General features: G+C 66.9%; 8 protein-coding genes. 1 reads left to right on the forward strand and 7 read right to left on the reverse strand.

The window, feature by feature from the left end; translation table 11 throughout:
* Window positions 1–77 precede the first annotated feature (77 nt).
* The 4 genes from IV113_RS11535 to def form a co-directional block, all read right to left on the reverse strand.
* Complete coding sequence (locus IV113_RS11535; RefSeq protein ID WP_291084779.1) at window positions 78–3,242, reverse strand: efflux RND transporter permease subunit; 3,165 nt, start codon at window positions 3,240–3,242, stop codon at window positions 78–80.
* 10 nt (window positions 3,243–3,252) lie between these two features.
* Window positions 3,253–4,374 (reverse strand): efflux RND transporter periplasmic adaptor subunit, encoded by a 1,122-nt coding sequence (locus IV113_RS11540; protein WP_291084782.1) that lies wholly within the window; start codon window positions 4,372–4,374, stop codon window positions 3,253–3,255.
* The gene (locus tag IV113_RS11545; RefSeq protein ID WP_291084784.1) at window positions 4,371–5,792 is read right to left on the reverse strand and encodes an efflux transporter outer membrane subunit; all 1,422 of its coding nucleotides are present in this window, start codon (window positions 5,790–5,792) and stop codon (window positions 4,371–4,373) included. Before IV113_RS11545 ends, IV113_RS11540 begins: the two co-directional genes overlap by 4 nt.
* Before the next feature lie 96 nt (window positions 5,793–5,888).
* Window positions 5,889–6,428 (reverse strand): peptide deformylase, encoded by a 540-nt coding sequence (gene def, locus IV113_RS11550; protein ID WP_291084787.1) that lies wholly within the window; start codon window positions 6,426–6,428, stop codon window positions 5,889–5,891.
* Between the two features lie 75 nt (window positions 6,429–6,503).
* Here def and IV113_RS11555 point away from each other — a divergent pair, with 75 nt between their 5' ends.
* On the forward strand, window positions 6,504–6,818 hold the full coding sequence (locus IV113_RS11555; protein WP_291084790.1) for a hypothetical protein: 315 nt from the start codon (window positions 6,504–6,506) through the stop codon (window positions 6,816–6,818).
* Here the strand turns inward: IV113_RS11555 and ligA are convergent.
* From ligA to smc, 3 genes are all read right to left on the reverse strand, one after another.
* On the reverse strand, window positions 6,811–8,949 hold the full coding sequence (ligA, locus tag IV113_RS11560) for an NAD-dependent DNA ligase LigA (protein WP_291084793.1): 2,139 nt from the start codon (window positions 8,947–8,949) through the stop codon (window positions 6,811–6,813). The genes IV113_RS11555 and ligA overlap by 8 nt on opposite strands.
* A gap of 10 nt (window positions 8,950–8,959) precedes the next feature.
* On the reverse strand, window positions 8,960–10,093 hold the full coding sequence (locus IV113_RS11565; RefSeq protein WP_291084796.1) for a cell division protein ZipA C-terminal FtsZ-binding domain-containing protein: 1,134 nt from the start codon (window positions 10,091–10,093) through the stop codon (window positions 8,960–8,962).
* An 11-nt stretch (window positions 10,094–10,104) separates the two neighbouring features.
* Window positions 10,105–13,427 (reverse strand): chromosome segregation protein SMC (gene smc, locus IV113_RS11570; RefSeq protein WP_291084799.1); only part of this gene is annotated, 3,323 nt, incomplete at its 5' end.

Consider the following 13,427-nt stretch of genomic DNA (forward strand, 5'->3'; position numbering starts at 1 on the left):
CCTTGATTTCGCTGCGCCGTGCCCCATGGCCGCCGATGACCTCGTTGGCACTCGGAACGTGTCATGCCCACATCACTTCAGGCTCCCTGGGCGTGAACGGTTTCCACGGTATTTGAATGCTCGGGTTTCCGACCAAACAGTTTCCCGAACCAGATCGACACATCGTCCACCAGTGTGAACACCGCCGGAATCACCAGCAGGCTCAAGAAGGTGGAGGTGATCAAACCGCCGATGACGGCCACCGCCATCGGTGAACGGAAGCTGCTGTCGGCCGCGCCCCAGCCGATGGCGATCGGCAGCATGCCCGCACCCATGGCGATGGTGGTCATGACGATCGGGCGTGCGCGCTTGTGGCAGGCGTCCAGGATGGCGTCCAGCCGGTTCATTCCGTGCTCGCGCCGCGCCTCGATGGCGTACTCCACCAGCAAAATCGAGTTCTTCGTCGCCACCCCCATCAGCATGATCAGGCCGATCAACGATGGCATCGAGAAGCTCTTGTCCGCCAGCAGCAAAGCCACGAAGGCACCACCCAGCGACAGCGGCAGCGCCGCCAAAATCGTGACCGGGTGCAGGAAGGCCTTGAACAACAACACCAGCACGATGTAGATGCACAGCACGCCGGTCAGCATGGCCAGACCGAAGCTGGCGAACAGCTCGCCCTGCACCTCGGCGTCACCAATCTCCAGCACCGACACGCCCGGTGGCAGATTGCGGATGCTCGGCAGCTTGTCCACCGCGGTCTTCATGTCACCCAAGGCAATGCCGGCCAACTCCACCTCGAAGTTGATGTTGCGCGAGCGGTCGTAGCGGTCGATCACGGCCGGGCCGCCGCCAAAGCTCAGCGTGGCCACCTGTCCCAGCATCACCGGGCCCTTGCTGCCCGGCACCGACAGGCGTCCGAGCAAGTCCAGATCATTGCGCGCCGCGGCATCCAGCTTGACCACGATCGGGATCTGCCGCTGCGACAGGTTCATTTTGGGCAGGGCGGTGTCGTAGTCACCCACCGTGGCGATGCGCAGGGTCTCGGCGATGTCGCTGCTGGTCACGCCCATCTCGGCCGCGCGGGCCAGGTCGGGCGTAACGCTGATCTCGGTGCGCACCAGCGACGCGGTGGACTGCACACTGCCCACGCCGCCGATGGTGCGCAGGTCGCGCTCGATGGCGGTGGCGGCGGTCGTCAGTGCGGCGGCGTCGTTGCCGGTGAGCGTCAGGATGTACTTTTCACCCGAACCGCCCAGGCCCACCTTGCTGCGCACGCCCGGCAGGTTCGACATGGCCGAACGAATCTGGTTTTCGATCACCTGTTTGCGCGGTCGCGTGCCGCGCGCATCCAGCTGGATGGTGAGCGCGGCCTTGCGCGACTCGGCCGTGCCTTGCGGCGCAAACGGGTCGCTGCCCGCCGAGCCCGAGCCGATGGTGGTGTAGACCGACTTCACGTGCGGTACCTGCACCACGAGCTGGCGCGCGCGTTCGGCGCTGGCCACGGTTTGCTGCAGCGTGGCTCCCGGTGGCAGCTCGATGTAGACCTGCGTCTGCGAGTTGTCGTCGGCCGGGATGAAGCCCTGCGGCAGCAGCGGGATCAGCATGAGCGAGCCGACAAAGAACACACCCGCGCCGATCATGGTGATCCAGCGGTGGCGGATGCACCAGGCGGCCCAGCCCCGGTAAGTGTCGAGCCAGGCCGGTTCGTCCTGGCTGGTCATCCACCGCCAGACCGCGCCGGTGACGCGGTTGCGACGCGCCCACTGCGGCATGTCCTTGGCCAGCACCACGGGCTTCAAAAGGTAGGCCGCCATCATGGGCGTGAGCGCGCGGGCCACCACCAGCGAGGCGAACACCGCGAACGACGCCGTCCAGCCGAACTGCTTGAAGAACTTGCCCGGAATGCCCGACATGAACGCGGTCGGCAGGAACACCGCGATCAGCGCGAAGGTGGTCGCGATCACGGCCAGGCCGATCTCGTCGGCGGCTTCCATGGACGCCTGGTACGGCGTCTTGCCCATGCGCATGTGGCGCACGATGTTCTCCACCTCCACGATCGCATCGTCCACCAGGATGCCGATCACCAGCGACATCGCCAGCAGCGTGACCACGTTGATGGTGAAGCCCATGTAGTGCATGCCGATGAAGGCCGGGATGGCCGAGAGCGGCAGCGCCACGGCGGAGACCACCGTGGCCCGGAAGTCGCGCAAAAAGAGCCACACCACCAGCACCGCGAGGATGGCGCCCTCGTAGAGCAGGAGCATGGAGCCGTCGAACTCTTCCTTCACCGGCGTGACGAAATCGAACGACTCGGTGATGCGCAGATCGGGCCGCGCGGCCTGCAGGTCTTTCAGCTTGGCGCGCACGCCATCGCCGACCTCGATCTCGCTCGCGCCGCGGCTGCGCGCCACCTCGAAACCCACCACCGGCTTGCCGTCGAGGAAAGCCGCGGCGGTCGGTTCGGCCACGGTGTCCTTGATCTCCGCGATCTGGTCCAGCCGGATGCGTCGCCCGTCGGTCAGGGACAGTTCGAGACGGGAGATGGCCTCGGCCGACTGCAGCGACGACAGCGTGCGCAGCGGCTGCTGACTGCCACCGAGGTCCACACGACCCCCGGCACTTTCGATCTGCACCTTGGCCAGTTGGCGCGACACATCGGCCGCGCTGGCGCCCAGGGCCTGCAGTTTGAGCGGGTCCAGCAGCACCTGCACCTCGCGTTCCACACCACCGACGCGGTTGATCGCGCCCACGCCGCGCACCGAGAGCAGCAGCTTGGCGATGTCGTTCTCGACAAACCAGGAGATCGCTTCCGCGTCCATCTTGTCGGACGACACGGTGTAGGCCAGCACCGCGCCGCCGGCGAGCTCGATCTTGTTGATGATGGGCTCGCGCAAGTCGGCGGGCAGATCGCCACGGACCTTGGCCACGGCCGAACGCACATCGTCCAGCGCTTCCTGGGTGTTCTTCTCGATGCGGAACTCGGTCGTGATGGTGACCGAGCCGTCCTGCACCTTGGTGGTGATGTGCTTGATGCCTTGCAGCGAGGCCAGGCTGTTCTCGATGACGCGCGCCACGTCGTTTTCGAGCTGGTTGGGCGCGGCACCCGGCAGGCTGGCGCTCACCGTGATGTTGGGCACATCCAGGTCGGGGAAGTTCTGCACCTTCATCTGCTGGAACGAGAACAGACCCGCCAGCGTGAGCATGACGAACAGCATCGCCGCCGGGATCGGATTTTTGATGGACCAGGCTGAAACGTTCATGGCCCGGTCCTCACTTCACAACTTTGACGAGATCGGCTTCGTTCAGGAAGCCGGCACCGTGCACGGCCACCGGCTCGTCGGCCTTCACGCCATCGAGCACCTCCACCCGTTCCCCCACGCGACGCCCGGTCTGCACCTTGCGCTGGCCGGCCTTGTTTTGCGGGTCGATCACGAAGACGTAGTTGCTGCCGTCGCGCACCACGATGGACTCGCTCGGCACCGTGAGCGCCTCGCTCTGCCCCAGTTCAAAGAAGCCCTTGGCAAAGGTGCCCGCCTTCAGTTCGGCATGACGGGGCAGATCAACGAACACCAGGATGTTGCGCGTCTGCGGGTCGGCGCTGGGTGCAATCGCGCGCACCTGACCCGTGATTTCCAGGCCGCTGGCCGCGGTGACCTGCACCTTCTGGCCGGTGCGGATGCGGCCCACCTCGCTGGGCGTGACCTCGCCGCGCCACTCCATCCGGCTCTGGCGCACCAGACGGAACAGCTCCTGCCCCGCGCTCACCACCGCGCCCACGGTGGCGCCGCGCGCGGAGATCACCCCGTCGTCGGGCGCGAGCACCTTGGTGTTGCCCAGGCGCACCTCGGTCGCACTCAACACCGCCTTGGCCGCCTCCAGCTGCGCGCGCGCCACCTTCTCCTGCGTGAGGTACTGCGCCACCTGCGACGCCGACAGCGCGCCGCTGTCCTGAATGGAGCGTGCGCGGTCGGCGTCGGCCTTGGCGTTCTCGAAACTGGCCTGGGCCTGCATCAGGCTGGCCCGGCTTTGCAGGCTGTCGGCCTGCGTGGTTTCGCGGGCGAACTCGGCCAGCACCTGGCCCTTGCGCACCACGTCACCCACGTTCACGTTCACCGACGCCAGCCGCAGGCCGTTGAGTTCGGCACCCACGCTGGCCTCTTGCCAAGCGGTGATGTTGCCGTTGGCCTGCAGGCGGATCGGCAGATTGCTGCGCTCGGGCTGGGCCACCGTCACGGTGAGTGAAGGTTTTGGTCCGGCGTCGGCGGCCTGCGCATCGGCCGCGGGTGCCGGTGGCTTCTTGATGAACATCCAGAAGACCACCACCAGCACCAGGGCCAGTGCGATGGCCAGCCAGAGCCAGCGTTTGCGCGATTGCGAAGGTGTGGCGTTCATGCGGGGTCTTTGAGTGCGTTGGAGTTGTTCACAGGATCGAAGCCGCCACCGAGGGCGACGTAGAGCTGGATCCAGGCGTTGATGCGTTCTTGCTGCAGGTTGACGGCGCTGCTGTCGGCGTTGAGCTTGAGGCGGCGGGCCTCCTCCAGTTCGTTGAGGTTGGCCAGGCCCACGCGGTACCGAGCCTCGGTGCCCTTGAGCGACTGCTCGTAGCCCGCCACCGCAGTCAAGGTGGACGCATCGCGCTCGCGCAGGCTGGAGAGTGTCACCAGCGCCTGCTCCACCTCGGCCACGGCCTGGCGCAGGGTGCTGGCATAGGCCACGGCCGCTGCCTCGTAGCGGGCTTGCGCGCTGTCGGTGCTGGCGCGCAGGCTGTCGCGCCCGAGCAGCGGCAGGCTCAGGCTGAGCGGGCCGACGGCCCAGGTGTTGAACGTGCCCTCGGTGCCACCGCTCGAGAAACGGTTGCGCAGCCAGCTGCCGGAGAGCGAGAGGCCCGGCAGCAACGCCGCTTTGGCCACGCCCACGTCTTCGCTGGCGGCCACCAGCTCGCGCTGCGCGCGGTACACGTCGGGCCGCTGGCGGATCACCTCGGCAGGCACGGCGCTCACCGAGAGCATGCTGGCCAGCCGATCCGATGACAGCAGGGCCGGCGCACTGGCCAGCCGCTGGCGCACCTCGGGTTCGGGCACGCCGGTGAGCGCCGTGAGTGACTTCACCTGACGCTCGCAGATCTCATCCTGCTGGCGGTAACGCGCCACACTCTCCGCGCCGCTGGCGCGAGCCAGCGCAGCCACCGCCGGCGCGGTGAGGCCGGCGCGCTCCGACGTGGTGTTGTTCTGCGCGGTGACCGCACGCGAATCGCGGTCGCGCAAGGCCACCGCGAGCTGTTCGCGGCACAGGCGTTGCGAAAAATAGAGTTGCGCCAGTTCGGAGGCCACCAGCACGCGGGCCTCGTGCCAACCCGCTCCGGCCGCATCCTGCTGTGCCCGCGCGCTGCCCAGGCGGGCCTCGCTCTCGCCCCAGAGGCCAATGGCCCACGAGGCCTGCAGGCCGGCGCTGAGCGTTGTGCCCAGGGGAACAGCCGGATCGGTGATGCCGCGGGTGGCGTTGGCCACCGCGTTGACCTGCGGCCCGTTCTGCGCCTCCACACCGAACCGCGCGGCGCGGGCAGCGAACACCTGGGCACGGGCGGTGGCGATCGTCGGGCTCTTCGCCTGCGCGCGGGCGATCCAGTCGGTGAGCACCGGGTCGTCGAACCGCTCCCACCAGCGGGTGAGCTCTTGTGTATTGCCCTGGTGGGCCAGGGGCGGCGCGTACCAGGTGCTGGCCAGGTCAACCGCCACCTCGGTGGGTGGCTTGGTCACGCTGCAGGCGCTCAGCAAAGCGGCGCAGGCGGCCACGGCAAGCATGTGCTTCATGAAATGGGAGTCCCTGTTCTTTGGTTTGCCGGCATGACTCTAGTTGATTTGCCCGGCTGAACATTTCAAATCATTTCAATCGCGCGACGAATTGTTTCAATCGTCATCGCCTGCGTCCAGGCCCGGAAACAGCACCTCGGTGAAGCCGAAGCGGGTGAAATCACGCACCCGCATCGGGTAGAGCGTGCCCCAGAGGTGGTCGCACTCGTGCTGCACCACCCGTGCATGAAAGCCCTCGGCCTCGCGGTCGATGGCCTGGCCTCGCTCGTCGAAGCCCTGGTAGCGGATGCGGCGCCAGCGCGGCACGACCCCACGCAAGCCCGGCACCGACAGACAGCCTTCCCAGCCCTCTTCCTCCTCGTCACCCAGGGGCGTGATGACCGGATTCACCAGCACGGTGCGTGGCACCACCGGAGCTTCCGGGTAGCGCGGGTTGGGTGCGCCGCTGCCGAAAATGACCACCTGCAGGTCCACACCGATCTGCGGCGCGGCCAGACCGGCGCCGTTGGCCGCCACCATGGTGTCCTGCAGGTCGCTCACCAGTTGATGCAGTTCGGGCGTGTCGAAGTCGGTGACGGGCTGGGCGTGGCGCAGCAGGCGCGGATCGCCCATTTTCAGAATGGTGTGAATGGTCATGTGTTTGGACAAGCGTCGGGGTTGGGGTAAGTTTCGCTGATCACGGCACTGCGCGTGAACACCCGAGGAGACCCCATGAAGCCCTTCCTGATGGCATGCGCGCTGTCACTGCCTTTGCTCGCCCAGGCCCAGGGCGCCGACATTTTCAAAGGAGCCGATCTCGCCTTGGGCGAAAAGCTCATCGCGGAGAACAAATGCACCCAATGCCACGTGGGCAAGGTCGGCGGCGACGGTAGCGCGATCTACCGCCCCAAGGGCCGCATCAACAACGCCGGGCTGTTGCGCGGCATGGTGGAGAACTGCAGCACCCAGCTGAATCTGCAGCTGTTCCCCGAAGAAGTCACCGCCATCGCCGCGGTGCTCAACCGGGACCACTACAAGTTCAAGTAGGCAACAGGGCCAGCATGCCGGCTTCGTCCAGCACCGTCACACCCAGCTCGATCGCCTTGTCCAGCTTGCTGCCGGCCTCCGTGCCGGCCACCACGTAGTCGGTCTTCTTGCTCACCGAGCCGGCCACCTTCGCGCCGGCCGCTTCCAGCATGGCCTTGGCGTCTTCCCGCTTGAGCGTGGGAAAGGTGCCGGTGAGCACGAAGGTCTTTCCCGCCAGCGGCTGGGGCGCACGTTCGGCGGGCTCCCCTTCCTCCCACGTCACCCCACAGGCGCGCAGCTGCTCCACCACCTCGCGGTTGTGCGGCTGGTCGAAGAAGGTGCGGATGCTCTGCGCCACCACCGGACCTACGTCGTTGACTTCCGAGAGGGCTTCGACGCTCGCGTCCATGATGCGATCGAGCTGGCCGAAGTGGCGCGCCAGCTCCTTGGCCGTGGCTTCACCCACGTGGCGGATGCCCAGACCAAACAGGAAGCGCGGCAGCGTGGTGCGCTTGGATTTCTCCAGCGCGTCGACGATGTTCTTCGCCGACTTCTCGGCCATCCGCTCCAAACCGGCCAGTGTGGTGAAACCCAGCTTGTAAAGATCCGGCAGCGTCTTGATCAGGCCGCTGTCCACCAGTTGCTCCACCAGCTTGTCGCCCAGGCCTTCGATCTCCACCGCGCGGCGCTGGGCGAAGTGCAACAGGGCCTGCTTGCGCTGCGCGCCGCAAAACAGACCGCCTGAGCACCGGTAGTCCACCTCGCCTTCTTCGCGGACGGCGTCGCTACCGCACACGGGGCACTGGCGCGGCAACGTGAACACCGGCCCCCGTTCGGGCTGAGCCTGTCCTTCGACAAGCTCAGGATGATCGGAAGACAGGGCTTCGACAGGCTCAGCCCGAACGGACGGGAGAACGACCGACACGACCTCGGGGATCACATCGCCCGCACGACGCACGATCACCGTGTCGCCCACGCGCACGTCCTTGCGGCGCGCTTCGTCCTCGTTGTGCAGCGTCGCGTTGGTCACCGTCACGCCACCCACGAACACCGGCGCGAGCTTGGCGACCGGGGTGAGCTTTCCGGTGCGGCCCACCTGCACGTCGATGGCCAGCACGGTGGTGAGTTGTTCCTGCGCCGGATACTTGTGTGCCACGGCCCAGCGCGGCTCGCGAGTCACGAATCCGAGTCGCCTTTGCAGCGCGAGCGCGTTGACCTTGTAGACCACGCCATCGATGTCGTAGGGCAACTGGTCCCGGCTGCCGCCGATGCGCTGGTGGAAGGCGACCAAGGCGTCGGCGCCAGTGCACAGCGCCGTCTGCTCGGCGACCGGAAACCCCGAGGCCTTCAGCTGCATGAGCATGTCGTAGTGGGTTTCAAACGCTGGCCCGCCTTGCTCGGGCGGCGTGATCTCGCCCAGCCCGTAGGCAAAGAAACTCAGCGGCCGCTGTGCAGCAATGGACGAGTCGTGTTGGCGCACCGCACCGGCAGCGGCGTTGCGCGGGTTGACGAAGGTCTTCTCGCCCTTGGCGCCAGCAGCAATCTTCGCGCGCTGCTTGTCGTTGAGCGCTTCGAAGTCGGCGCGGCGCATGTAGACCTCGCCGCGCACTTCCAGCACGGGCGGCGCGTCGGCGGGCAGGCGCAGTGGAATGTTGCGAATGGTGCGGACGTTGTTCGTCACGTCTTCACCCACCTCGCCATCACCGCGTGTGGCGGCCAGCACCAGCAACCCGTCTTCATAACGCAGGCTCATGGCGAGCCCATCGAATTTCAGTTCGGCCACGTATTCCACCGGCGGATCGACCTCGGTCAGGCCCAGGGCCCGGCGCACGCGGGTGTCGAAGTTGCGCGCGCCGCTGGGCTCGGTGTCGGTCTCGGTGTTGATCGAGAGCATGGGCAAGCGGTGACGCACGGCCACCAGTTCGTCGAGCACCCGGCCACCCACGCGCTGGGTCGGTGAGTCGGACGTGAGCAACTCAGGGTGCGCGGCTTCAATGGCTTGAAGCTCCTGGAACAAACGGTCGTACTCGGCGTCGGGAATTTCCGGCTCGTCGAGCGTGTAGTAACGGTGGGCGTGGTGGTGCAACTGAGCGCGCAACTCGGCGGCTCGCTCGGCAGGACCGGGCCCTGCAGCGAAAAGATCGGGCGTCATGACAGTCAGATCAAGAAAACAAACGGCGCGCCTGAGCCGAGCCGGCCGACAGGTCGCGGCTGTCCAGCGCGTCGTACAGGCTTTCCAGATCGGCGCCGATGCGGTCCATGGTGTCGGTGGACAGGGGTTGGCCCGCGTCGTCGGTCACAACGCCATCCATGGCTTCGGCCAGTGCCTTGGCCGCCTGGCGCATGCGCACGAAGGGCTGCTCGCTGCGCGGGACGTGCGTGACTTCCAGCGACAGTGCCACCTCGCGCAGCGCGCTCTGCTCGGGATCGTCGGCCATGGCAGCTTGTGGATCGAACACCAGACTCAACACCGGTGCCTGTCCGCTTTCGCTGCCCGAGAGCACCATGCGGCCCGGCAAGGCGCCGGCCACGAAGCCCAGCTTGGAAGCGTGCTGCGCCACATAACCCGGGCTCCAGGCCGCGCGTCGCGCGCGCAGGGTGAAGCCCAGCTGTGCGTCGTGCCCGCTGGCAAAGGCGTCAAGCTCGCGCCCGCGGGCCACTTCGGCGAGCATGTCGGGAAACTCGGGCGCTGCACCCACCGCGTCGGCAAAGGCCTGGGCTTTCACGACGAACTCGGAGAACTCGATGTCGTTGAGCGCACCGGCCCGGTTGGCCAGTTGCACACCCGCCTGCAGAGCCCGGTAACGCTGCCCCAGGCGCGGGGTTTCCCATTCGCCGCTGGCATCGCACAGGCCCTCGACCGCAAACGGCTTGCTGCCCACGCGGCGGGTGCCGGGCAGAGCCGCCAGCAGCGCGTCGCCGGAGACCTCGTGATCGAGCACCAGCGGCGTGATCACGTCGATCAGGGCATCCAGGCCCGGCCGCTTCTCGGGTTGGTGCAGCAGCGGGTTCACGCTGACCGCAGCAGCGGCCACGGCAATCGCGGCCGGGTCGGGTTGCAGCGTGGCACCGGGCATGTCACCCAGCACCGGATCGATGCGCTGAATCTCGTGGCCGGTCAGGTCTTCGGGCGAATACGGCACGGTTTCATCTTCTGCGGAGTCACCCGGCGCGTGGGCCGAGCGTTCGCGTGCCAGACGCGGCACGCTGTTGCGCGTGATCCAGGCGTTGTAGGCCACCACGCCCGCGAGCACCAGCCCCCCGATGATGGCCAAACCGATTTGCAGAGTGCTCATGGTGTTTGTGTTCAGGTGGGTTCGAGCATGCCGGCGGCCGATTCCATGTCCACCGCCACGATGCGGGAGACGCCCTGCTCCTGCATGGTCACGCCGATCAGCTGCTCGGCCATTTCCATGGCGATCTTGTTGTGGCTGATGAACAGGAACTGCGTCTCTTTGGACATGTGGGTGACCAGCTTGGCGTAGCGCTCGGTGTTGGCGTCGTCCAGCGGTGCGTCCACCTCGTCGAGCAGGCAGAACGGCGCGGGGTTGAGCTGGAAGATGGCGAACACGAGCGCGATCGCGGTCAGCGCCTTCTCACCGCCAGAGAGCAAGTGGATGGTCTGGTTCTTCTTGCCCGGCGGCTGCGCCATCACCTGCACGCCAGCGTCCAGGATCTCCTCGCCGGTCATCACCAGGCGTGCGTTGCCGCCGCCGAAGAGCTCGGGGAACATCTTGCCGAAGTGCGTGTTGACGGTCTCGAAGGTGCTGCCCAGCAAATCGCGCGTTTCGTTGTCGATCTTCTTGATGGCGTCTTCCAGCGTGTTCATGGCCTCGACCAGGTCGGCCGTCTGCGCATCGAGGAAGGTCTTGCGTTCGCGCGAAGCGGTGAGTTCGTCCAGCGCGGCGAGGTTGACCGCGCCGAGGGCCTGGATCTCGCGGTGCAATCGGTCGATTTCACCCTGCATGCCGGGCAGGCGCACGTTGTTTTCCGTGATGCTCTGCGCCACGGCGGCCAGATCGGCCTGGGCTTCTTCGAGCATCTGGCTGTACTGCTCCACGCCCAGGCGCGCGGCCTGTTCCTTGAGCTGGAAATCGGTGATGCGGTTGCGCAGCGGATCGAGTTCACGCTCGAGTTGCAGCCGGCGCTCGTCGCTGGCGCGCAGCTTGGCGGTGAGGTCGTCGTACTGGCTTCGCAGCGCGCCCAGTGCCTGCTCGCGCTCCAGCTTCATGGCCAGTGCGCTCTGCAAGCCGGCCTGTGCGGCCGCGTCGTTGAGGCGGCCCAGTTCTTCGGCAGCGCGCTGCTGTTCGTCGGCCAGCGACTTTTCCTGCGTGGCCGCCGTCTCCAGCGAACGCTGCAGCTCGGCCTGGCGCGCCTGCAGGCTGCGCAGGGCAAACGTGGCTTCTTGCGCGGTGCGCTCCAGCGAGCGCTGTTGCTCGCGCGCCTGGTTCAGCGAGCGTTCGGCTGCGATCACGGTGTCGTCCAGTTGCGCGTGACGCTCCTGGCTGTCGGCCAACTGCATGTCGAGTTCTTCGAACCGCGCCTCGGCCGTCACGCGGCGCTCTTGCAGTTCGTCGAGCTGGGCGTCCACCTCGGCCAGATCGGATGCAATCTGCTCGCTGCGCGCGCGGGTCTGTTCGGCCAGTTGCGTCAGGCGCAAGGCCTCCACCTGCAGCTCGTGCGCGCGGCTGCGCGATTCCGCGGCCTCGCGCCGTGCGCTCACCAGTCGCTGCGAGGCGTCTGTGTAGGCCGCTTCAGCGCGGACCAGGCTTGAACGTGCTTGCTCGTTGATCAGCACCTGCGCCTTGAGCTGCTTGTCGATGTTCTCGATTTCCTGAGCGCGCGCCAGCAGACCGGCTTGTTCGCTGTCGGGCGCGTAGAAGCTCACGCTGTGCGCGGTGACCGCATGGCCGCTGGCCACGAAGATCACCTCGCCGGCTTGCAACTGGGCGCGCTGCGCCATCGCATCTTCGAGGCTGGGTGCGGTCAGGCAGCCGTGCAGCCATTCGGCGAGCAGGGCCTGTTGGCCTGCGTCGTTCAGGCGCAGCCATGCGGCCAGGGGTTTGAGGCCCGCGGTGCTGCTCGCGGCAGCGCCGCTGGCGGGTGGGTTGTAGAACGCCAGCTTGGCCGGTGGTGCGTCGTTGCCGAAAGCCCGCACCATGTCCAGGCGCGAGACTTCGAGCGCACCCAGGCGCTCGCGCAGCGCGGCTTCGAGCGCGTTTTCCCAACCGGTCTCGATGTGGATGCGGCTCCACAGGCCCTGCAGGCCATCAAGCCCGTGCTTGGCCAACCAGGGTTTCAACTTTCCGTCGGTCTTGACCTTGTCCTGCAGCGCCTTGAGCGCTTCCATGCGGGCCGAGAGATCGGCCTGCTTCGCCGACTCCTGATTGACGGCCTGCTGCGCGGTGCGGCGCGCGTCGTCGAGCTGGGGCACGCTGTCCTGCAGTTCGTGCAGCACCGCATCGTTCAGCTCCGCGGTTTCCTGCGCACTGGTGAGTTGGGTCTGCGCACTCAGCAGACGGGCCTCATCGGGCGCCGCCAGCGCATTGCGGTCGGCCGTGAGGCGCTCGCGGCGCTGGTTGAACGAACGGCTCTGTTCTTCGATGTTGCGCTGCTCGGCCGCCAGCACCTGGATCTGCTGCTGCACCTGGGTGACGCTGGCGCGCTGTTCGTTGGCGCGGGCCTGGGCCTGGCGCAGGCTGTCTTCAAGCGCGGGCAAGGCGCCCGATTGTTCTTCGCCCTGCGCGGCCAGCACCACCGACTGGTCTTCGGCCTGCACCATCGATTCGGCGAGTTGCTCCAGTTCCACCGCCGCGTCTTCGCTGCGCGTGGTCCATGAAGCAATCTGTTCCTTGAGCTGCACCAGGCGTTGTTCCACGCGGGTGCGGCCCTCGACCACGAAGCGGATCTCGGCTTCGAGCTTGCCGACCTCGGCACTCGCCTCGTACAGCTTGCCCTGCGCCTGGTTCACCTGGTCGCCCGCGGCGTAGTGCGCCTGGCGGATGGTTTCCAGCTCACTTTCGATGCGGCGCAGATCGGCGGTGCGCGATTCGAGGTCGTTGATCGCCTGGGCCGCGTCGGTCTTGACCTTGACCTGATCGGCCTCGGCTTCGCTGCGTTTCATGAACCACAACTGGTGCTGCTTGAGCGTGACGCCAGCCTGCAGGTTGTTGTATTTCGCGGCCACCTCGGCCTGTTTTTCCAGCTTGTCGAGGTTGGCGTTGAGTTCACGCAGGATGTCTTCGACCCGCGTGAGGTTCTCGCGCGTGTCGGCCAGGCGGTGCGCGGTCTCGCGACGGCGCTCCTTGTACTTCGAGACGCCGGCAGCCTCTTCGAGGAACAGGCGCAGCTCTTCGGGCTTGCTCTCGATGATGCGGCTGATGGTGCCCTGGCCGATGATGGCGTAGGCGCGCGGGCCCAGACCGGTGCCCAGGAACACGTCCTGCACGTCGCGGCGGCGCACCGGCTGGTTGTTGATGTAGTAGCTGCTGGTGCCGTCACGCGTGAGCACGCGCTTGACCGCGATCTCGCCGAACTGGCCCCACTGGCCGCCCGCACGGTGGTCGCTGTTGTCGAACACCAGCTCCACGCTGGAGCGGCTCGCCGGCTTGCGCGTGTTGGTGCCGTTGA

Source organism: Hydrogenophaga sp. (assembly GCF_018780385.1).
GTDB lineage: Bacteria > Pseudomonadota > Gammaproteobacteria > Burkholderiales > Burkholderiaceae_C > Hydrogenophaga.

Bases quoted from the DNA above. Each gene is read 5' to 3' on its own strand.
- IV113_RS11535 (WP_291084779.1), bottom strand. From the start codon at position 3,242: ATGAACGTTTCAGCCTGGTCCATCAAAAATCCGATCCCGGCGGCGATG.
- IV113_RS11540 (WP_291084782.1), bottom strand. From the start codon at position 4,374: ATGAACGCCACACCTTCGCAATCGCGCAAACGCTGGCTCTGGCTGGCC.
- IV113_RS11545 (WP_291084784.1), bottom strand. From the start codon at position 5,792: ATGAAGCACATGCTTGCCGTGGCCGCCTGCGCCGCTTTGCTGAGCGCC.
- def (WP_291084787.1), bottom strand. From the start codon at position 6,428: ATGACCATTCACACCATTCTGAAAATGGGCGATCCGCGCCTGCTGCGC.
- IV113_RS11555 (WP_291084790.1), top strand. From the start codon at position 6,504: ATGAAGCCCTTCCTGATGGCATGCGCGCTGTCACTGCCTTTGCTCGCC.
- ligA (WP_291084793.1), bottom strand. From the start codon at position 8,949: ATGACGCCCGATCTTTTCGCTGCAGGGCCCGGTCCTGCCGAGCGAGCC.
- IV113_RS11565 (WP_291084796.1), bottom strand. From the start codon at position 10,093: ATGAGCACTCTGCAAATCGGTTTGGCCATCATCGGGGGGCTGGTGCTC.